18 protein-coding genes and 1 pseudogene are annotated in these 19,242 nt (G+C 72.1%); 10 read left to right on the forward strand and 9 right to left on the reverse strand.

From position 1 onward, the window contains the following. Positions 1 to 21: 21 nt before the first annotated feature. Positions 22 to 1,506, reverse strand: coding sequence for an amidase (locus OIB37_RS32320; protein WP_330461146.1), 1,485 nt, complete (start codon positions 1,504 to 1,506; stop codon positions 22 to 24). A gap of 272 nt (positions 1,507 to 1,778) precedes the next feature. Here OIB37_RS32320 and OIB37_RS32325 point away from each other — a divergent pair, with 272 nt between their 5' ends. Continuing rightward, the gene (locus OIB37_RS32325) at positions 1,779 to 3,851 is read left to right on the forward strand and encodes a TerD family protein (RefSeq protein WP_330461147.1); all 2,073 of its coding nucleotides are present in this window, start codon (positions 1,779 to 1,781) and stop codon (positions 3,849 to 3,851) included. Between the two features lie 52 nt (positions 3,852 to 3,903). Here the strand turns inward: OIB37_RS32325 and OIB37_RS32330 are convergent, their stop codons facing one another. Continuing rightward, on the reverse strand, positions 3,904 to 4,878 hold the full coding sequence (locus OIB37_RS32330; RefSeq protein WP_330461148.1) for an alpha/beta hydrolase: 975 nt from the start codon (positions 4,876 to 4,878) through the stop codon (positions 3,904 to 3,906). A 217-nt stretch (positions 4,879 to 5,095) separates the two neighbouring features. Further along, the gene (locus tag OIB37_RS32335; protein ID WP_330461149.1) at positions 5,096 to 5,659 is read right to left on the reverse strand and encodes an NAD(P)H-dependent oxidoreductase; all 564 of its coding nucleotides are present in this window, start codon (positions 5,657 to 5,659) and stop codon (positions 5,096 to 5,098) included. A gap of 103 nt (positions 5,660 to 5,762) precedes the next feature. Here OIB37_RS32335 and OIB37_RS32340 point away from each other — a divergent pair, with 103 nt between their 5' ends. Together OIB37_RS32340 and OIB37_RS32345 are read left to right on the forward strand one after the other, a co-directional pair. Continuing rightward, positions 5,763 to 6,443 (forward strand): TetR/AcrR family transcriptional regulator, encoded by a 681-nt coding sequence (locus OIB37_RS32340; protein WP_330461150.1) that lies wholly within the window; start codon positions 5,763 to 5,765, stop codon positions 6,441 to 6,443. Between the two features lie 188 nt (positions 6,444 to 6,631). Further along, on the forward strand, positions 6,632 to 7,633 hold the full coding sequence (locus tag OIB37_RS32345) for a LacI family DNA-binding transcriptional regulator (RefSeq protein WP_330461151.1): 1,002 nt from the start codon (positions 6,632 to 6,634) through the stop codon (positions 7,631 to 7,633). 103 nt (positions 7,634 to 7,736) lie between these two features. Here OIB37_RS32345 and trxA read toward each other — a convergent pair whose 3' ends face one another. Beyond that, positions 7,737 to 8,123, reverse strand: coding sequence for a thioredoxin (gene trxA, locus OIB37_RS32350; RefSeq protein WP_330461152.1), 387 nt, complete (start codon positions 8,121 to 8,123; stop codon positions 7,737 to 7,739). Positions 8,124 to 8,349: 226 nt separating this feature from the next. On the opposite strand from trxA, the gene OIB37_RS32355 reads away from it, so the two are divergent. Continuing rightward, the gene (locus OIB37_RS32355; RefSeq protein WP_330461153.1) at positions 8,350 to 9,780 is read left to right on the forward strand and encodes a dihydrolipoyl dehydrogenase family protein; all 1,431 of its coding nucleotides are present in this window, start codon (positions 8,350 to 8,352) and stop codon (positions 9,778 to 9,780) included. 48 nt (positions 9,781 to 9,828) lie between these two features. On the opposite strand, the gene OIB37_RS32360 is transcribed toward OIB37_RS32355, so the two are convergent. After that, complete coding sequence (locus tag OIB37_RS32360; RefSeq protein WP_330461154.1) at positions 9,829 to 11,058, reverse strand: serine hydrolase domain-containing protein; 1,230 nt, start codon at positions 11,056 to 11,058, stop codon at positions 9,829 to 9,831. A gap of 343 nt (positions 11,059 to 11,401) precedes the next feature. On the opposite strand from OIB37_RS32360, the gene OIB37_RS32365 reads away from it, so the two are divergent. Continuing rightward, positions 11,402 to 11,692 carry a hypothetical protein gene (locus OIB37_RS32365; protein ID WP_330462055.1) on the forward strand — a complete coding sequence of 97 codons (291 nt, stop codon included), beginning with the start codon at positions 11,402 to 11,404 and terminating at the stop codon, positions 11,690 to 11,692. A 26-nt stretch (positions 11,693 to 11,718) separates the two neighbouring features. After that, positions 11,719 to 11,904: a hypothetical protein gene (locus OIB37_RS32370; protein WP_330461155.1), complete on the forward strand. Its 186-nt coding sequence runs from the start codon at positions 11,719 to 11,721 to the stop codon at positions 11,902 to 11,904. Between the two features lie 200 nt (positions 11,905 to 12,104). Here OIB37_RS32370 and OIB37_RS32375 read toward each other — a convergent pair whose 3' ends face one another. After that, complete coding sequence (locus OIB37_RS32375) at positions 12,105 to 12,470, reverse strand: tetratricopeptide repeat protein (RefSeq protein ID WP_330461156.1); 366 nt, start codon at positions 12,468 to 12,470, stop codon at positions 12,105 to 12,107. 152 nt (positions 12,471 to 12,622) lie between these two features. On the opposite strand from OIB37_RS32375, the gene OIB37_RS32380 reads away from it, so the two are divergent. The 3 genes from OIB37_RS32380 to OIB37_RS32390 all read left to right on the forward strand — a co-directional run bounded on the left by OIB37_RS32380 (position 12,623) and on the right by OIB37_RS32390 (position 15,157). Beyond that, on the forward strand, positions 12,623 to 12,832 hold the full coding sequence (locus tag OIB37_RS32380) for an MbtH family protein (protein ID WP_330461157.1): 210 nt from the start codon (positions 12,623 to 12,625) through the stop codon (positions 12,830 to 12,832). A 138-nt stretch (positions 12,833 to 12,970) separates the two neighbouring features. Further along, positions 12,971 to 14,260 carry a helix-turn-helix domain-containing protein gene (locus OIB37_RS32385; protein ID WP_330461158.1) on the forward strand — a complete coding sequence of 430 codons (1,290 nt, stop codon included), beginning with the start codon at positions 12,971 to 12,973 and terminating at the stop codon, positions 14,258 to 14,260. 39 nt (positions 14,261 to 14,299) lie between these two features. Further along, on the forward strand, positions 14,300 to 15,157 hold the full coding sequence (locus tag OIB37_RS32390; RefSeq protein WP_330461159.1) for a fumarylacetoacetate hydrolase family protein: 858 nt from the start codon (positions 14,300 to 14,302) through the stop codon (positions 15,155 to 15,157). A 115-nt stretch (positions 15,158 to 15,272) separates the two neighbouring features. On the opposite strand, the gene OIB37_RS32395 is transcribed toward OIB37_RS32390, so the two are convergent. Continuing rightward, the gene (locus tag OIB37_RS32395) at positions 15,273 to 16,235 is read right to left on the reverse strand and encodes a cation diffusion facilitator family transporter (RefSeq protein WP_443058295.1); all 963 of its coding nucleotides are present in this window, start codon (positions 16,233 to 16,235) and stop codon (positions 15,273 to 15,275) included. Between the two features lie 697 nt (positions 16,236 to 16,932). Next, positions 16,933 to 17,721: pseudogene (locus OIB37_RS32400) on the reverse strand (SigB/SigF/SigG family RNA polymerase sigma factor); the annotation flags it as partial. Between the two features lie 498 nt (positions 17,722 to 18,219). Between OIB37_RS32400 and OIB37_RS32405 the strand changes: the two are divergent. After that, on the forward strand, positions 18,220 to 18,486 hold the full coding sequence (locus OIB37_RS32405; RefSeq protein ID WP_330461161.1) for a hypothetical protein: 267 nt from the start codon (positions 18,220 to 18,222) through the stop codon (positions 18,484 to 18,486). A gap of 149 nt (positions 18,487 to 18,635) precedes the next feature. On the opposite strand, the gene OIB37_RS32410 is transcribed toward OIB37_RS32405, so the two are convergent. Next, on the reverse strand, positions 18,636 to 19,169 hold the full coding sequence (locus OIB37_RS32410) for a GNAT family N-acetyltransferase (protein WP_330461162.1): 534 nt from the start codon (positions 19,167 to 19,169) through the stop codon (positions 18,636 to 18,638). Positions 19,170 to 19,242 lie beyond the last annotated feature (73 nt).

The raw sequence follows: 19,242 nt of genomic DNA on the forward strand, positions 1-19,242 counted from the left end.
GGCAGTTCGCACGCGGTGCCGCTACGGTCGGACGACCGAGGGCCCAGAGGCGTCCCCGCCCGCCCCGTTTTGCCGCCCAGACCCCTTCACCTCGCCCGCCCCGCCCGTCCCCTGCGGCGGCCACAGCTCGTGCCAGCGCAGTTCCGCCTCCAACTGGGCGGCGACGGACACCAGCAGGGGCTCGCTGCCGGCCGGGCCGAGCAGTTGGGCGCCCACGGGGAGGCCGCCGCTCACGAAGCCCGCGGGCACGTTCACGCCGGGCCAGCCCAGCACGTTCCACGGCCAGGCATAGGGGCAGGCGGCGATCATCGCCCGGTCGGTGGCGAACCCGCGAAGGTGGTACAGGGCGCCGACCGCGGGCGGCGGGGCGGCCGTCGTCGGGGCGAGGATCACGTCGTACGACGTGAAGAACGCGCCGATCCGTCGGTGCAGAACCGCCTCCGCGCGCCGGGCCGCCCGCAGCGGGGCCCCGCCGAGCAGCCGGCCCAGCCGGGCCGCGTCCCGGGTGCGCGGGTCGAGCAGGGCGGGGTCCGGGGCCTCGCGGACCCGGTCGGCGATGCCTGCGGTGGCACGCGGCACGAAGGTGAGCCCGATCCGGCCGTAGGGAGGGTCGGCCTCCTCCACGAGGTGCCCCAACTCAGCCAGCCTGTCCGCGAGTTCGATGACCCGCGCCCGTACCTCCGGCAGCAGACGGGCCGGTACGGCGGTGAACGGCGGCTTCAGCGACAGGGCGACGCGCAGCCGGCCGGGGTCGCGGCCGACCGCGTCCGCCACCGTGAGGGCCGGTGGCCGGTGCGGATCCCGGTCGTGGTTGCCGCTCGCCGCGTCCAGCAACAGGGCCGCGTCGGCGACCGTACGGGCCAGGGTGCCGTTGACCGTGATGCCGTGGAACGACTCCCCGAGCGGCCAGGTCGAGATGCGTCCGCGCTGTGGCTTGATGCCGATCAGGTGGGTCCAGGAGGCCGGGATCCGTATCGAACCGGCGCCGTCCGAGCCGAGCGCGGCCGGGACCAGCCCCGCGGCGACGGCGGTGGCCGAACCGCCCGAGGAACCGCCGGGGGTGTGGCCGGTGTGCCAGGGATTCCGGGTCTCCCCGAACGCCGGCCCCTCGGTGAACGGCCACTGCCCCAGCTCACAGGTGTTCGTCTTGCCGACGATCACGGCTCCGGCCGCGCGCAGCCGTCGTACCGCCTCCCCGTCCTCCGCGGCCGGCGGGAAGTCGCCCCGGCAGCCGAACGCGGTCGGCTCGCCCGCCACGTCCATGTCGTCCTTCACCGCGACCGGCACGCCGAGCAGCGGCCGGCGCACCCCCGCGGCCAACTCCCGGTCCGCGGCCTCCGCTTCGGCGAGCGCGGCCTCGGCGCGCACGATCCGGAAGGCGTTCAGGTCCGGCTGTGTCGCCTCGATCCGCACCAGCGCCCGTTCCACCAGCGCGCGCGAGGTCACCTCCCCCGCGGCAAGCGCGCGAACGGACTCCGCGAGGCCCGCGGGACGGTCGTGCACCATGACGTGAGCACCTCCGGGAGCCTCCGGACACCTTGTGTACTGAACGGTAACGTCAGAGCGGCGCGACGGCGACAGCGCGGCGCCGGGGAAAGGTGATGGCGGGGTGCCGGGAAACCGGAGACCGCCTGTTCAGCGCGACCGGGACATGGCGGCGATCCGTGAGGACTAAAGTCTCCTCATTGTGCGCCACGTCACACCAAGGTGCCCCTTGGTGGCTGTGATGCCGTGGTGCACGGTGATATCGCAGCAATCTGGGGGGATTCGTGCGCGAGATGACGAAGGGGTCGAACGTCGTACTCTCGACCCTGAGCGAGAACGCCGGCTCGGTGATCGTCGGCCTGTGCTGGCTCAGCCCGAGCGGTGAAGGCGACGCGGATGTGTCGGTCCTGGCGCTGGGCCCGGACGGGAAGGTCCGTACCGACGCCGACTTCTACTTCTACAACAACCCGGTCGCCGCCGACGGAAGCGTGCAACTGCTGGGCAAGGCACCTGCCGACCGCGGTGACGTGGACCGCATCGGGTTCGATCTGACCGCGGTCCCGGGGGACGTGCACCGGATGGTCGTCGCCGCGAGCCGGTACGGCGGGGCGCGCTTCGGTGAACTGGAGGAGCTGACTGTCACGCTGTCCGACGGAGGGGGCGAGGGACTCCTCCGGTTCGCGATCGGCGATGTCGACTCGGTGAGCGCGGTCGTCTTCGGCGAGCTCTACCGCCACGCCGGCGAATGGAAGTTCCGTGCCGTGGGGCAGGGTTACGCGGACGGTCTGGCCGGTCTGGCGACGGACTTCGGTGTCGACATCGACGACGACGCAGGGTCCGAGTCCGAATCTGAGTCCGCGCCGGACGCGCCGGACGCACCGGACGCGCCGGACGACGCGGTGGCGGTCGAACAGGAGGTCGCGCCCGCGCCTGTGACCGCTTGCGGAACCGGCGCGGAGCGAGGGGAGGCCGCGCTCCCGGCTCCTCGCGCGCCGCAGGACCGGACCGAGCCGGCCACGGGTCCGGCGCGGCCCCGTACGGCCAGGAGGAAGACCACCCTGCCGAAGGTCGCGAGGAAGTCTCTCGCGGAGAACGAGTCCTGGAGGGACGCGAGGCTCTTCCCCGTGTCGGCCCTCAAGAGCGACCGGGACCGCGAGACACGTGCGACCTCGGTGATGCTTTCCGTCATGGCGCAGGTGCCGGAATTCGGCAGGAGGCTGACGGCCGCGTTCGGTGCACCGGCCGGCCGTATCGAGACGTTCACGGAGGTCTCACTGCCGCACGGGAGCGGTCCGCGGCGTCCCGACGGAGTCATCCGGGTCGAGCGGGCCGGCAAGTTGTGGACAGCGCTGGTCGAGACGAAGACCAACGGCAACCCCCTCAAGGCCGAACAGGTACAGGCGTACGCGGACATCGCCGCGCGGCGCGGTTACGAGGCGGTGATCACGCTGTCCAACGACGTTGCCCTGGAAGGTAGTTCACTGGTCGACGTCAGGATCGACGGCCGACGCAAGCACAAGGTGGCGCTCTGGCACCTTTCCTGGGCCGAAGTGGCCTATCAGGCGCAGATGCTGATTCGCCACGAGGGCGTCGGCAACCCGGCACACGCCTGGCTGCTCCAGGAGCTGCTTCACTACCTCCAGCACGAGAACTCGGGCTGCCACGGTTTCCAGAACATGGGCCCCGCGTGGGTTCCCGTGCGCAACGGCATCGACGACGAAACCCTGTGCCCGGGTGATCCGCGAGCCCTTGAGGTGGTGGAGAGCTGGGAGCGGCTGATCCGCCAGGTGTGCCTCGGCCTGGGCGGGGAGCTCGGCCGGAAGGTCCTGCCGGTGCAGCGCGGCAAGCGGGGCGTGGGGCCGCAGGAACGCCGGAGCGTGCAGGCCGACCAGTTGTGCGGCCAGGGCCGGCTCCAGGCGGAACTCCGCATCGAGGGAATCACCGGTGTCCTCGCGGTCTCCGCGGATCTGCGTACCAGCAGGGTGCGCGTCTCCACCGAGATCCCGGCGCCCGAGCAGGGGTATCCGCTGACGTGGGTGAAGCGACTCGTCAGACGTCTGGCCGATGCCCCGGCCGATCTGCACGTCGAGACCCTGGTCGAGAGCGGCGCCGGCGGCCCACGCGGGACGCTGGAGCGCCTGCGTCCCGAACCGGCGGACCTGCTGCCCACGGCCGACGCCGCCCGGATCACCGGATTCCGCCTCTCACTGCGCAGGGGCATGGGAAGCGGCCGAGGCAACGCGGAGTCCGGCTTCATCCGCAGCGTGGACGACGCCGTGCGGCGCTTCCACGGACAGGTGATCGTCCACCTCGATCAGGCCCCTGCCCGTAAGGGGCCGGTCAGGGAGGTCGTGCCGGCGGGGTGAGGCACTGGCGCGTCTGTCCGGGGGCGGAGGCGCGGAGGCGCTGGGGCGGGGGTCAGCGGTTCAGGAGTCTGGTCAGCCAGTTCAGTTGGGTTGTCCGGGCCGCTCGGGAGAGGGCCGTGTCGGGGGCGAAGGTGTCGAAGCCGTGGAAGCCGCCCGGCCAGACGTGGAGTTCGGCGTCGCCGCCGTACTGCCAGATCCGGGACGCGTAGGCCACCACCTCGTCCCGGAACGTCTCCGCGGAGCCGACGTCGAGGAAGGCGGGCGGCAGGCCGGAGAGGTCGGTCGCGCGGGCGGGGGAGGCGTACGGGGGGACGTCGGGGCCGCCTCGGCGGTCGCCCAGCACCGCGGTCCAGGCGGTTTCGTTGGCGGTGCGGTCCCAGACGCCGATGCCGGCCATCTGGCGACTGGAGACGGTGTCGTTGTGGTCGTCGAGCATCGGCGACATCAGGAGCTGGCCGATCGCCGGCGGTCCCTGCCGGTCCCGCAGCAGCAGTGCGAGCGCGGCGCCCAGGCCGCCGCCCGCGCTGGAGCCCGCGATGACGATCCGGGCGGGGTCACCGCCGATCTCCCCGGCATGCGCGGCCGTCCACCGGAACCCGGCGTACACGTCGTCGATCTGCGCCGGGTAGGGGTGTTCCGGTGCCAGCCGGTACTCCACGGAGACCACCACCGCCCCCACCTCCAGAGCCCAGCTCAGCGGGCCGTCCACGCCGGCCCGGTTGGTGCCGAGGACCATGCCGCCGCCGTGGACGAAGTAGATCACCGGCAGCGGTGTCCCGGTGCCGCCGGACGTGGGGCGGCAGATGAGGAGGGACACCTCCGGGGCGCCCTCGTGGCCCGGCACGGTGCGGTCCTCGAACGTGAAGGCACCGTCCATCGTGAGGTCGAGCAGCCCGAGCAGGTCGGCGTTCGCCTCCTCCCGCGCCGGGCCGATCTCGTCCGGGGTGAGACCGGGCGAGATGACCTCCTTGTTCTGCTCCAGGCAGGCGGCGAGTTCGGGGTCGAACGGGGGCGGGACCAGGGGCATGACTTCTCCTCGCACGGCTCACGGGACGGGCTGCTGTGGCACGTATGCCCCGCCCGCACCGGATACCGGCACCGTACGACGGCCGGGATCCCGCGGACAGCCGGGAGAGAGGGGGGAGGGAAGAAGACAGGGGAGGTCGGGCGGGTGTGGCGGTTCCGGAAATGCGTGGGGGGCCGGAGCCGCTCGGGGCTCCGGCCCCCTACGGGGTGGGTGAGGCTCAGGCGGCCGAGACCTGGCCCACGGTGCCGTGCAGGCGGGCGACGACCTCGGTCAGCTGCGCGGCGACCTCGGCGTCGTCGACCGGGTGGGTCTCGGCGAAGCGGGTCACGGAGCCCGGGATGGAGAGCTTGATGTCCTCGATGACCTTGCCACCGGCGATGCCCGCGGCCTTGCGGGTGTCGTCCTGCGCCCACACGCCGCCGTACTGGCCGAAGGCGGTGCCGATGACGGCGACCGGCTTGCCGCCGAAGGCGCCGGCGCCGTACGGGCGGGACAGCCAGTCGATGGCGTTCTTCAGCACGGCCGGCATGGTGCCGTTGTACTCGGGCGAGAAGAGCAGGAACGCGTCGGCGGCCTGCGCGGCCGCGCGCAGCGTCGCGGCGGCGGCCGGGACGCCGCCCTCGACGTCGACGTCCTCGTTGTAGAAGGGGACCTCGGCCAGGCCCTCGAAGAGCTCGACCTCGACGCCCTCGGGCGCGAGCTTGACGGCCGCCTCGGCGAGCTGGCGGTTGTGCGAACCGGCGCGAAGGCTGCCGACGAGCGCGAGGATGCGAACAGTCATGGGGTACTCCAAGGGGGGGCTGAAACACTGCTGTCACAAACCGGACCGAAGTCCGTTTAAGTTTCTACCAGCCTAACCGGACCCCGGTCCAGTTTTGTTCCCGATGCTTTACGCTGGCTTCATGTCCAGCGCCCTGCCGCCCTTCCCCGAGCCTCAGGACCCCTTCGGCGCACCTCAGCTGCTGGAGGTGGGTCCGCTCCCGGAGGAGGCGTGCCTGCGGGCGGACGCGGCCCGCAACCGGGCCCGGCTGCTGGAGGCCGCCGCCCGGCTGATCGCCGAGCACGGCGTCGACGGCGTCACCATGGAAGCGGTGGCGGCGGCGGCCCAGGTCGGCAAGGGCACGGTCTTCCGCCGCTTCGGCGACCGCACCGGGCTGCTGACGGCACTGCTCGACCACTCGTCCCGCACCCTGCAGGCGGACTTCCTCTTCGGGCCGCCCCCGCTGGGCCCCGGGGCGCCGCCCCTCGACCGGCTGCGGGCGTTCGGCGTGGCCGTGCTCCACCGCTCCGCCGAGCAACTCGACCTGCAGCTGGCCGCGCAGCCCGAGGCCTGCCGCCGGTTCTCCCACCCCACGGTCCAGGCGCTGCGCACGCACGTCACGATGCTGCTGCGCCGGATCCTGCCGGACGCCGACTGCGACCTGCTCGCCCAGGCGCTGCTCGCCTATCTCGATCCGGCCCTGATCCACCACCTCACCCGGCAGTGCGAGATGCCCATGGAGCGGCTGGAGGCCGGCTGGACCGACCTCGTCACCCGCGTGACGGGCGCGTCGACCACCGGCTGAGGCGAGAGCTCGGCGCCGCTCGCCCGCGCCGACGGGCGTCTCCCCGGCCTCCGCCTCGGCGTCCAGGTCGTCCGAGCCGTCCAGGCCGGCCAGTTCCGTCCTCCGCCCCGACGCCCAAGTCGTCCAGTCCTGAACGACGTTCCCCCACCCGCCGCCCGTCTTTGCGTCTCTGCCAAGATGCCTCTGCCATGGTGCAGATACCGAACACGCCTACGAGCGCCGACGTGGCCCGCCTGGCCGGCGTCTCACGGGCGACCGTGTCCTACGTTCTCAACAACACCAGTGCCGTACGGATCAGCGAGGCGACCCGTCGCCGTGTCCACGACGCCGCGCGCGAACTCGGCTACGTGCCCCACGCGGCCGCGCGAAGCCTGCGCGCCGGACACAGCCGGATGGTCCTGATGCCCGCGCCCGCGACCCCGATGGGCCCCCTCTACGGCCGCTTCCTCACCGAACTCCAGTCGGCCCTCGGCCGCCTCGACTACACCGTCGTGCAACACGGCGGCGTCGGCCTCCAGGGCGACGAAGCCGCCCGTGCCTGGGCCGAGTTACGGCCCGCCGCCGTACTCGTGCCCGGTACGGGACTCGGCCCGCGGGGCGTCGCCGTCCTGAAGCGGGCCGGCGCGCGGGCCGTGGTGACCCTCGGCCCCGAACGCGTCGAGGGTGCCCACGCCCTGCTGACGGACCACGCCGCCGTCGGCCACTGCGCGGGAGCCCACCTGTACGCCCGCGGCAGACGGCGCATCGGCGTCGTCGTACCCGAGGAGGCCGGGCTGGACGTGTTCTCCCGGCCCCGACTCGCGGGCGTGCGCAGGGCGTTGCTCGGTACGGACGCGACGACGACCGCGCTGCCGCTCGCGTACACCGAGGAGAGCGCGGCTGAACTCGCCTCGCGCTGGCCGGAGTCGGACCTCGACGCGGTGTTCGCCTACAACGACGAGTACGCGATGCTCCTCATGCGGGCCCTCCAGGACGAGGGCCTGCGCGTTCCCGAGGACGTGGCCGTCGTCGGCGCCGACGACCTGATGCTCGGCAGGCTGCTGCGGCCCCGACTCAGCACGGTACGCTTCGATTTGCCCTCCTGCCGCGACCTCGCGGAACTGGTCGACCGCGCGGTGCGCGACCCCGGTGTCGAGCCCGAGGTCCGCACGGTGCAGGGCGCGTCACTGGTCCACCGGGCCTCCAGCTGACCGGACGCGCGACCGTCGTCCTGTGCCCTACCGGCGTCCGGCTTCCGGCGCCATCCGTCGGGCTCGGGCGCACGGCCGCCGGACAGCGGTCCGGCCACTCGCGTCACTCGCCCTGTTCCTGCGTCTGCTCCTGCTCCTTCGCGATGTCCTTGCGGACCTGGTCCATGTCCAGCTTGCGGGCCTGCTCGATGAGGTCCGTGAGGGCCGCCTCGGGCAGTGCGCCCGGCTGGGCGAAGATCGCGATCTGGTCCCGCACGATCATCAGGGTCGGGATCGACTGGATGCCGAAGGACTGCGCCAGCTCCGGCTGGGCCTCGGTGTCCACCTTGCCGAAGACCAGGTCGGGGTTCTCCGTGGCGGCCTTCTCGTAGACGGGGGCGAACTGTCGGCACGGACCGCACCAGGTCGCCCAGAAGTCGATGAGAACGAAGCTGTTCTCCGACACCGTCTGGTCGAAGTTCTCCTTGGTCAGCTCCACAGTGCTGCTCATGGCGTGATTCTCTCTTCCTGGTGTGGGTGTTGTCCCGAGGACGGAAACAGGACCGCCAGATCTCCTATTCCTATGCCGCTTCCCCCGCATCTTCCACTTCTTCGGGTTCTTCCCGTTCCTCCACTTCTCCGGGCTCCTCGGGTTCCCTTACCTCTTCGGCCCCGGTTCCCGCCCTCGTGTCCGAATCCATGTGGCCACCGCGCCGACCACCCACCAGACTGGCCCCATGACGGAAACGGATTCCCTGGCGTACGACGTCGTAGTGCTCGGTGCCGGTCCCGTGGGGGAGAACGTCGCCGGCCGCGCCCGCGCGGCCGGCCTCACCACCGCGGTCGTGGAGAGCGAGCTGGTCGGAGGGGAGTGCTCGTACTGGGCCTGCATGCCCAGTAAGGCGCTGCTCAGGCCGGTCATCGCGCAGGCGGACGCCCGCCGCCTTCCCGGCCTGAGCCAGGCGGTCCAGGGCCCCCTGCACACCCCCGACGTCCTCGCCCGGCGGGACGTGTACACCTCCCACTGGAAGGACGACGGCCAGGTCGCGTGGCTGGACGGCATCGGCGCCGACCTGTACCGCGGCCAGGGCCGCCTCGCCGGTCCCCGCACGGTCACGGTGACCGCCGCCGACGGCACCGTCACCACCCTCACCGCGCGCCACGCCGTCGCCGTGGCCACCGGCACCCGCGCCCAGCTGCCCGACCTGCCCGGACTGGCCGAGGTCGGGCCCTGGACCAGCCGCGAGGCCACCAGCGCAGAGGCGGCCCCCGGCCGGCTGATCGTGGTCGGCGGCGGTGTCGTCGCCACCGAGATGGCCACCGCCTGGCAGGCCCTCGGCTCGGAGGTCACGCTGCTGGTGCGCGGCAAGGGCCTGCTGAACCGCATGGAGCCCTTCGCCGGCGAACTGGTCGCCGACGCGCTCACCGAGGCGGGCGTCGACGTCCGTACGGGTACCTCCGTCGAGTCCGTCACCCGCGAGAACGGCACGGTCGTGGTCGTCACCGGCACCGGTGACCGCATCGAGGCCGACGAGATCCTCTTCGCCACGGGCCGTGCCCCGCACACCGGCGACATCGGCCTCGAGACCGTCGGCCTGGAACCCGGCTCCTGGCTGGACACCGACGACACCCTCCGCGTCGACGGCAGCGACTGGCTCTACGCGGTGGGCGACGTCAACCACCGTGCCCTCCTCACCCACGAGGGCAAGTACCAGGCCAGGATCGCGGGCGACGCCATCGTGGCGCGCGCCACGGGCAGCCCCATCGGCGACGAGCCCTGGGGTCCCCACGCGGCCACCGCCGACCACTACGCCGTACCCCAGGTCGTCTTCACCGATCCCGAGGCCGCGGCCGTCGGCCTCTCCCTGGCCGAGGCGGAACAGGCCGGTCACCGCGTCCGCGCCGTCGACGTCGACTTCGGCTCGGTCGCGGGCGCCGGCCTGTACGGCGACGGCTACAAGGGCCGCGCCCGCATGGTCGTCGACCTCGACGAGGAGATCCTGCGCGGCGTCACCTTCGTCGGCCCCGGCGTCGGCGAACTGCTCCACTCCGCGACCGTCGCCGTCGCCGGCCGCGTCCCGGTCGGCCGCCTGTGGCACGCCGTACCGTCCTATCCCACCCTCAGCGAGGTGTGGCTGCGGCTGCTGGAGGCCTACCGGGACAACTGAACGTGCGGCCGCCCACGGCCACCCACGGCTGGTCAGCAGGCCAGCCGGTCAGTCGTCGAGCGCCTGGTAGACCGTGGTCCAGAAGTCCTGGACGAGCCGCGCCGAGTCCGGGGTGGACATCCCGACCTGGGTGAGCAGGATCCCGGTGAGCTGGTTGTCCGGGTCGGCGTAGACCGAGGTGCCGCTTCCGCCGTCCCAGCCGAACTGGCCGACGGGCGCGTAGTCGCCCCGGTAGGTGCGCACCGCCATCCCCATGCCCCAGCCGCCGTGCTGCCCCTGACCGAACGACACATGGACGTTGTCGGTGGCCATGGCGTTACGGGCGGCGTTCTGCTCGGGCGTGAGGCGGTTGGTGGTCATCAGCCGGACGGCGGGCCGGGACAGGATCCGCTCGCTCCCGTGTGTCCCCTGGCCGAGCAGCATCCGGAAGTAGGCGTGGAAGTCGTCGACGGTGGACACCAGCCCACCGCCGCCGCCCTGGAACGCCGGAGGCCGGCTCCAGCGTCCCCCCTCGGCCTCGTCCCACACGACGAACTCGCCGGTCTGCGGGTCGGGGGCGTACAGGGTCGGCAACCGGTCGATCTGGTCGGCGGGCACGTGGAAGCCGGTGTCCTTCATCCCCAGCGGCTCGAAGACACGCTCACGCAGGAACGTCTCGAACGACCGGCCCGTCACCCTGGCGACGAGCACGCCGAGCAGATCGCTGCTGATGTGGTACTGCCAGCGCTCTCCGGGCTGGTACATCAGCGGAAGCGTGCCGAGGCGGCGCATCCACTCGTCCGGCTCGGGCATCGGCTCCGGCAGGTCGGGCGTCAGCCCCCGCTCGAAGACCGCGCCCATGATCGGGGTGCCCAGCGACGTCATATCCATGCCGAGCCCGAACGTGGAGGTCAGCACGTCCCGTACGGTGATCGGCCGCCGTGCCGGCACGGTGTCGTCCAGCGGACCGTCGATCCGCTTCAGCACCCGCCGGTCGGCGAGTTCCGGCAGCCACGCCTCCACCAGGTCGTCCATCCGCAGCCTGCACTCGTCGAGCAGGATCATCGCCGCCGCGATCGAGACCGGCTTGGACGTCGAGGCCATCCGGAAGACCGTGTCCCGGCTCATCGGCGCGCCACCGTCGTGACGCATCGTCCCGAGCGCCTCGACGTGGGTCTCGTCGCCCCGGCCGACCAGCGCGACGACTCCGGGGATCCTCCCGGAGTCGACATGCCGTGCCAGTACGTCGCGGATTCTGTCCCAACCCGCTTTGGAAAAGCCGGTGTTGCTTCGTCCCATCATGAATCCCCTCGCGTACGGTGTCCGGTCCGCGCGGCCCCGCCCCGGCCTCCGGCCGGCGCGCGGCGCCCCCACGATCCCCTGCGGTTCCTGGCTCGTGCCGCTGTGGTCAACCGCCTTGCGGACGCCTCCGATCCGATGCCGGGGTGCCGCCGTGACCACTGCCAACCCTCCACCCCGGCCGGGTGTCCGATCAACGTACACTTCGCGCGCGTGCCGATGACCCGTGCGTCATGAAGGGAGGACCGGCCGATGGAAACGCGGGACATCGAGATCTTCCCGACGCGCGGAAGAACTGCGCTTCGGCCGGACGGCGGCTCGTCCGCACGTGTCGCAGGCGCGGGTGTGCCAGGCGATCGCGGTGCGGGAACGGCGGCTCGGGGGCGCGCTGTTCGACCGCTCCAACCGCCGGCAGATCCGTCTGACTCGGCTCGGGCGGCAACCGCGGGACGATCTGCGGCCGGTGTTCGAGGGACTGCGGGACGGCCTGGAACGCGCGCGACCGGCCGCCCGCGGCGTGACGACGGTGCTGCGGGTCGGCATGACCACTGGGAGGACCGGTACCTGCCGTTCCGGACGCCGCGGGGGCGCCGGATCGAACGCAGCAGGAGCATCACCAACAGCGACGACCTGATCCACCTGGTCGGCACCGGCGAGATCGTGCACAGCTTCCCGGCCCACGTCACCCGGCACTGGACCATGTCGCGCATCCGCCGGCTGCCCATCCGGGACATGCCGTCCCTGACCTTCGTCCTGGTGTGGCGTACCGAGTCCGAGAGCGAACCCGTCCGAGCGCTCGCCGAGGCCGCGCGGGACCTCGGGCCGCTGCACTTCGAACACCGCTGACGCGCGTCGCCGGACCCGGGACGCACTGAAGGGGCAGGTTCCGCACCCGAAGGGGCCGGTTCCGCCCCGAACCGGCCCCTCGATGCGTCCCTGCCAGGACTCGCTCGTGTCGCGTCAGCGGCCGCTCACGTTCCGGGCGGCGAACCGGTCACCCGGGGTGGGGCCGGCTCACGACGGCCGCTGCCGCGGCCGCGCCGCGCTCACTCCGCCCGCGTCGCCGGGAACTCACCGGCCAGCGCCGACGCGATCCGCAGATGCGGTTCCGCCTCGTCGTGACGCGCCTGCCGCTCGAGCGTGCGGCCCAGCATCAGCCGGGCGTAGTGCTCCACCGGGTCGCGCTCGACGATGATCCGCAGCTCGGCCTCCGCCCGGCGCAGCTGGGCCGAGTGGTAGTAGGCGCGGGCCAGCAGCAGCCGGGGTCCGGTCTGCTCCGGCACCTCCTCGACCAGCGCGGACAGTACCCGGGCCGCGCTCGCGTAGTCCTTGGCGTTGAAGAACAGCCTCGCGCGCTCCCAGCGCTCGGCGGTGGTTCCGTGGTCGTAGTACGTGGTCTCCGTGGTCTCCACTCGTGACCTCCTTCGCCGGGCACAACGCGAGAGGTTTGTTGAATATTCCACTATGTGTTCCGCCGGGACCCCGACGGCCCGCCGAGTGCCGCGACGGCCCAACGGGGTCCCTGGCGGCCCAATGGGTGTTGATCATCGCTTGAGGAGCGCGGGTGGCGAACCTTTTCGACGATTCCGATGTGGAATTCGTAGTCCTTGTCAACGCGGACGGACAGTACAGCCTGTGGCCCCGCTCGGTCGGTGTCCCCGCGGGCTGGGACGTGGCCTTCGGCCCGGGCGAGCGTCAGGCATGCCTTGAGTACATCGAGGTCAACTGGGGGGACCTGCGCCCGGCGAGCCTCTCCAGAGACCTTCTCGGTTGATCCACGAAAACGTATCCGACTGAACTACGAGGGCCCGGAGATCTCCCCACAGGGAATGACTGCCGGCCGCGCATGACCATGTCGCCAAAACCCACGCGACGGGATATGCAGGTATTTACGTCTGGAGCATTTTGCAAAATGATTAACTGGGCAAATGTTGAGGACTTCGGACTCCAACTCCAGCGCTATCGCAAAAGAGCGCAACTGAGCCAGAAGATCCTGGCCGACCTCTCCACAGTCAGTGTGCGCGCGGTGCGCAACCTGGAACTCGGCCAGGTCGCCGCCCCGCGCCGGGAAACCGTGCGGCTGCTCGCCGCCGCACTTCAGCTGACCACGCACGAGCGCCTCTCGTTCGAACTCGCGGCGGGCGGCGAGGTCGACGAGGCGCTCTTCGGGACCCTCAGTCTGCCGACCGACGTCCTGGCGCGCCCCCTCGTCGGGCGCAGCCGCGAACTCGACTCGCTCATGCGGCAGTTGCTGAACGACCAGCAGCGCATCACGGTCGTCTGCGGCTTCGCGGGCGTCGGCAAGACACATCTCGCGGTCGCGGCGGCGCGTTCCGTCCAGGCCACGACGGCCACGTCCGTCCTCTGGGTCCAGTTGCAGAAGAACGCCGACCGCGGACCGCTGCAGGCGGCGATCGCCGACCTGCTCGTCGGCGAGGGCGCCGGCGTCAACCGGCTCGCCCGGCAGATCGGTGACCGTGCCACACTGCTCGTCCTCGACGGCAACGACAGCGGCCAGGTCCGCCGTGAGACCGTGTGGACCCTCATCCGCGAGTGCCCCAACCTGAGCGTCCTGGAGACCAGCCGCGTCCCGCACGACGTCTCGGACCACCACAGGTTCCTGGTGGCGCCCCTCCCGCACTGGCGGACGGCAACCGCGCACAGCGACGCCCCGAGCGCGCCCGCGCTGGAGTTCCTGCTGCGGCGCTTCACCGACCTGCGGCCCAGCTTCCAGGCCGCGGACAGTGACGTGAAGAAGCTGGCGGAGGTATGCGGCAGGCTGGACGGCCTGCCGAGCGCACTCGAGTCCGCCGCCTCCTGGGCCACCGTGATCTCCGTCGACGAACTGGTGAGCATGGCCCGGGACGAGCCGGAAGCGCTCGCCAGCCACCCCGCGACGCGCACCGACCCCGTCTCGGTCGCACAGGGCGTACTGGGCCAGCAGACCCCCGTCACCCAGGACTTGGCACTCCTGCTCGCCGACTGGTCCGACGGATGGACCATCGACCAGGTCGTCCAGGAGTCGCGGCTCCCCAGGGCGCAGGCCGCCTGTGCCGTCCAGTCCCTGCTGCACGCCGGCCTGATCGTCGAACTGCCGTCGAAGCCGGGCGGCCCGGTCCGCTTCACCCTCCTCAACCTCGTCCGCGTCGCGCTGCGGGGCCGCTCTCCGCTCGTGCCCCGGCTCGCGCTCGCCGCGAGCTGACCACCGCCCGTCTTCCGCCGCAGAAAACGGAGTACACGCATGCGCTTTTGCACCATGTCCCTGGATGGCCAGGAGGACGTCGGAATCGCGGTCGACGGCGGGATCGTCCCGCTCGGCGTCCTCGCCGAACTGACCGGAACCACGCTCGGCCCCACGCTGCTCGACGTCATCGTGGGCGAGCAACTGGGGCGGATCCGGCAGGCGCTGGCCGATCCGGACATCCGGTCCAAGGCCGTACGGTCCACGGAGGCGGACTTCGGACCCATATACCGCCACCCGCCCAAGCTGTGGGGGGTCGGACTGAACTACCGGCGGCACGCCGACGACCTCGAGGTCGAACAGCCCACCGGCACCCCGGGGTCGTACCTGCGCCCGGACAACTGCGTCATCGGACATGGCGACGAGATCGTCCTGCCGGTCCAGTCGGAGCGTGTGACGGCGGAGGCCGAACTGGGTGTGGTGATCGGGCGGACCTGCCGTGACGTCGCACCGGAGGACGCCGAATCCGTCATCTTCGGCTACACGAGCCTCCTGGACATGACGGCGGAGGACGCGATCCGCATCAACCCGCGCTACATTCCCTGGTCCAAGGCGTTCGACACGTTCTGCAGCCTCGGCCCGTGGGTCGTGACCCCGGACGAGGTCGGGGAACTCTCCTCGATCCGCATCTCGACCGTGGTGAACGGCCGGACCATCGCCTCCAACCAGGTCTCGGCCATGATGCGCGACCCCTACTGGCAGGTCGCCCACTTCTCCGGCGGCATGAAACTCGACGCGGGGTCCGTCATCGCCACCGGGACCCCGGGGGCCGGCGTCATCCGGGACGGCGACGTCGTCGAAGCCGTCGTCGAACGGGTGGGGACCCTCCGGAACACCGTGCGCCAGGCCACCCGCTGACCGCAGGCACCGCAACCGGGCCGGCCGGTCGACTCCGCCCGGCCCGTGCCGTGTTCGGCCGCGCGCCCACCAGCCCGGCTGCGCGGCACCGGTCACTCGCGAGGCGACGAGCGGGCTACATCGGCTTTTCGTGACCGGGGCTGCCCGTGGCCGGGCCGGTGCGAGCCGAGGAAGCCGAGGAGGCGGAGGAGGAAGGCCTCTCCTCCTCGCCGCCGGGTGCCTCGGTGATGTCGAGGAACACGTGGTCGGCCTCCGGCCACTCGGCGCTGATCCGCCGCTTGAGCCGGACACAGACGAGCTCGACCTCCTCGCTGTCGAGCCCCGGAACCAGGTCGACGCGGGCGGCCACCAGTACCGAGTCCAGCCCCAGCCGCATCGTCAGCAGCGCGGCGACCTCGTCGATCTCGGACTGGGACGCCAGGAAGTCACCGATCCGGTCCCGCAGTTCCGTGTCGACCGCCTCGCCGATCAGCCGGTCCCGTGCCTCCCGGGCGAGCCGATAGGCCACGCACACCAACAGGATCCCGATGCCGATGGAGGCTCCCGCCTCCCACGCCACCTGCCCGGTCGCCATGTGCAGCGCGATACCGGCCGCCGCGAGGAGCACACCCGCCACGGCGGTCGCGTCCTCCGCGATCACCGTGCGCAGCGCCGGGTCCGACGTGGCCTCCCCGTGCCCGCGCGCCTGGTACAGGGCCCGGACCAGGGAGGCACCCTCGGCCAGCAGCGCGACCCCGAGCACCGCCAGCCCCGCCACGTACCCGTCGAACGACTCCTGCCGGTCCGCCCGCAGGGCCTGTACGCCCTGGTAGACCGAGAAGCAGCCACCCATGACGAAGATCCCCACCGCGGCCAGCAGCGCCCAGAAGTAGCGCTCCTTTCCGTATCCGAAGGGATGGCGGTCGTCGGCGGGGCGCTTGCTGCGGCGCACCGCGACAAGCAGGAACACCTCGTTCAGGCTGTCCGCGACCGAATGCGCCGCCTCCGAGAGCAGCGCGGGGGATCCGGCTAACAGTCCGGCCACCGCCTTGGCCGCGGCGATCAGGAGGTTGGCGCCGAGGGCGACCAGGACGGTGATCCGGGTACGTACGTCCCGGGCCGCGGAACTCCGCTCGTGTCGCTCGCCCGTCTCCGTCACCCGCGCAGCCCTCCAGCCTCCGGTACGGTCTTCAGCCCCCCGGTACGGTCTTCGCGTCCCGAGTCCCGCGTCCCGTGTCACGTCAGGGACGCGGCCATGTCCCGCGGTGCTCTCGGCCCATCGCTCCGGCGGGGAGCCGGCGCCGGCCGCCAGTGCCCCGCACCGGCCTCTCACCGCCGACTGCCCAGGTGGGCGCCGTTCATGCGGAGTCGCGGAACGGACCGCGGCCCGCCGGCGCCGACCCGCACCCACCGGGTCCGCCCGATTCCCATCGGTCGCGGTCCGGCCCGGGCGGTCCTTCCCGGGACCGGCGCGGGGAGGCCGCGGTGCGCGGGCGCGGCGTGAACGTGCGGGACCCTCACCGAGGGGAGAAACGCGGGAAGAGGCACACCGGCTCACCGCCGGCCGATCCGTCCTTTTTGCCGGCCGCACCATCGAGGGGGCCATCGAGGGGGAGTCCCTGTCCGCTCGGCGCACCCGCCTTGCCGCATCCGGAGCGGCCGCCCACCGGCCCAGCCGTTCCGCGGCGCGCACGCGCCCGCCGCGCGTCGGCACGCCGCGCTCGCCGTCGTCGGCGTGCGGCGGCGGACGGGTCCGCGGCGGGCCGGTCGGTGGCGGGCCCGACCGCGTCGCGCTCGGCGGTGTCCCGCAGCACCTCCTCGCGTATCCGGCGGCAGGACCGGCTGATCAGCCGCGACACGTGCATCTGCGAGATCCCGAACTCCTCGGCGATGCTGCTCTGGGACATGTCCTTGAAGAACCTCAGGTAGAGGATGGCGCGTTCGCGCTCGGGGAGCGCCGTCAGAAGGGGTTTGACGGCCTCGCGGTCCACGACGACGTCGAGGGCCGGGTCGGCCGTGCCGAGGCGGTCGCCGAGGCTCTGGCCGTCCACGCCGCGTGGCCCGACGTCGAGGGACAGCGCGCTGAAACTCTCCAGCGCTTCGAGACCGGCCCGGACGTCCTCCTCGCTCAGACGCGCGTGTTCGGCGATCTCGGCGACGCCGGGCAGCCGGTCCGAGACGCCCCCGGTCAGGTCCCGGCAGGCGGACCGCACGCGATTGCGCAGGTTCTGGACCCGGCGCGGCACGTGCAGGACCCACAGGTGGTCGCGGAAGTGCCGTTTGATCTCCCCGGTGACCGTGGGCACCGCGTAGCTCTCGAAGGCGTGGCCACGCCCGGGGTCGTAGCGGTCGACCGCCTTGACCAGGCCGAGTGCCGCGACCTGGCGCAGGTCCTCGTCGCTCTCACCGCGATCGCGGAACCGCCCGGCCAGCCGCTCGGCCATCGGCAGCCATGCCACGACGATGTCGTCGCGGAGCATGTCGCGTTGCCGGCCCTCGGGGAGCGAGGCGAGCCGGCGGAACGCCTCTTCCGTGTCGGGGGTGTCGTCGAACGGACGGCGATGCGCCGTCATACGGGTGCGCATGTGCCTCGCAACTCCTGTGCGTTGGGGTGAGCGGGCACCGCGGGAGTGCGGACGTGGTCCGGGCAGCCGTGTCCCGGCGACGCGTGCGTCGCTCCCACGGGCGTACCTGCTGTCGGCTGCCCTCGAAGGGGCGCCACAAACCCGCGACCGCGGTGCCGCACCGCGTTCCGGCGCGGCTTACCGTCCGTCCAGGTCGGCGACGAGAAGCCGGTAGCCGACGTCGAGTGTGCCGCGGTCGAGGAGGCCGGCGTGGCGTTCGTGCGCCGGATGCGGGAGGGCGCTCCTTGGCTGGGAGTGCGTGGACGCGGGCGGTGTTCTAGCGTCGAAGGTGAGGACAAGGCGGAACCGTGCCGAGCCGACCGGGCGTACGGCCCTCCGGCCGCCCCGTCGCGCCTGTCTGCTGCGACTGCCGCGCATGGCCGCGCGGCAGCCTCCCGCGCATGGCCCGGTGTCTCCCCTCGGTCCGTGCGCGACGATCGAGAGAGCAGGTGTGTCCCCATGCATCCGTCGGCTCGCGTCTCCAGCGCCCTCGCCGGACTGGCCTTCGCCCTCGGCGGCGTCTTCCTCGGCGCCCCCGCCGCCCACGCGGACATCCCCGCGTGCGAGAACCAGGTCGTGGCGGGCGGCGGCCAGATCACCGACGCCGTCCGGATGGCCTGCTACGTCGGCCTGGTCGGCGACTCCAGCAGGTGCGCCGAAGAGCTGACCCAGGCCGGAGTCGCGCCCGGCACCGCGGCCGACGCCTGCCGCCGGGCCGGCGAATAGGGCCACGGACGGTAGACGCGGGCTACGCGGGCGAAGGCGCGGGCGAGGCGGGAGACACCGAGGGCGAGACCGCGGGCGACACCGCGGACGAGACCGCGCGGACGAAGACGAGGGCCGCCGGGTGCGGCCCGGTCACGGCAGCGGCCGGTTCAGGCCTGGAACTCGGTGAGATCGATGGCGTGAACCTGCAGCGCGGTGCCGTACTCCGGGTGTACGGTCTCGCGCTCCGGCACCATGCCGAGCTTGCTGATGACGTTCTCGGAGGCGGTGTCCCCGAGCCGGCTGATGCTGATGACGCGGTCGAGGCCGCGGTCCTGGAGCGCGAACTCCAGTGTGGCCTGGGCGGCTTCGGACGCGTATCCCTGACCCCAGAACTGTGTGCCGAACCGCCAGCTGATCGCCACGTCGGGCATGACCTCCGGCAGGAACTCGGGCATGTACAGGCCCGTGAAGCCGGCCAGTTCACCCGAGGCCAGCAGCTCGACGGCGAAGAGCCCGAAGCCCTCCTCGTCCCACTCCTCCTCCCACCGCTCGATGTCCTCGGCCGTCTGGTCCAGGTCGCGCACCGAGCCGTCGTCGATCCAGTGCATGACCCGCGGGTCCGCGTTGATGTCCGCCATCGGCGCGAGGTCGTCGTCGCGCCAGCGACGGAGGAGGAGACGGGGGGTACGGATCTCGGTCATGACACCCATCCTGCCGCTGACAGGCGCTTTATCGGTAATCGGCGCCCGTCTCGCCGCGCGGCGGACAGGGTCG

The organism is Streptomyces sp. NBC_00820, assembly GCF_036347055.1.
GTDB lineage: Bacteria > Actinomycetota > Actinomycetes > Streptomycetales > Streptomycetaceae > Streptomyces.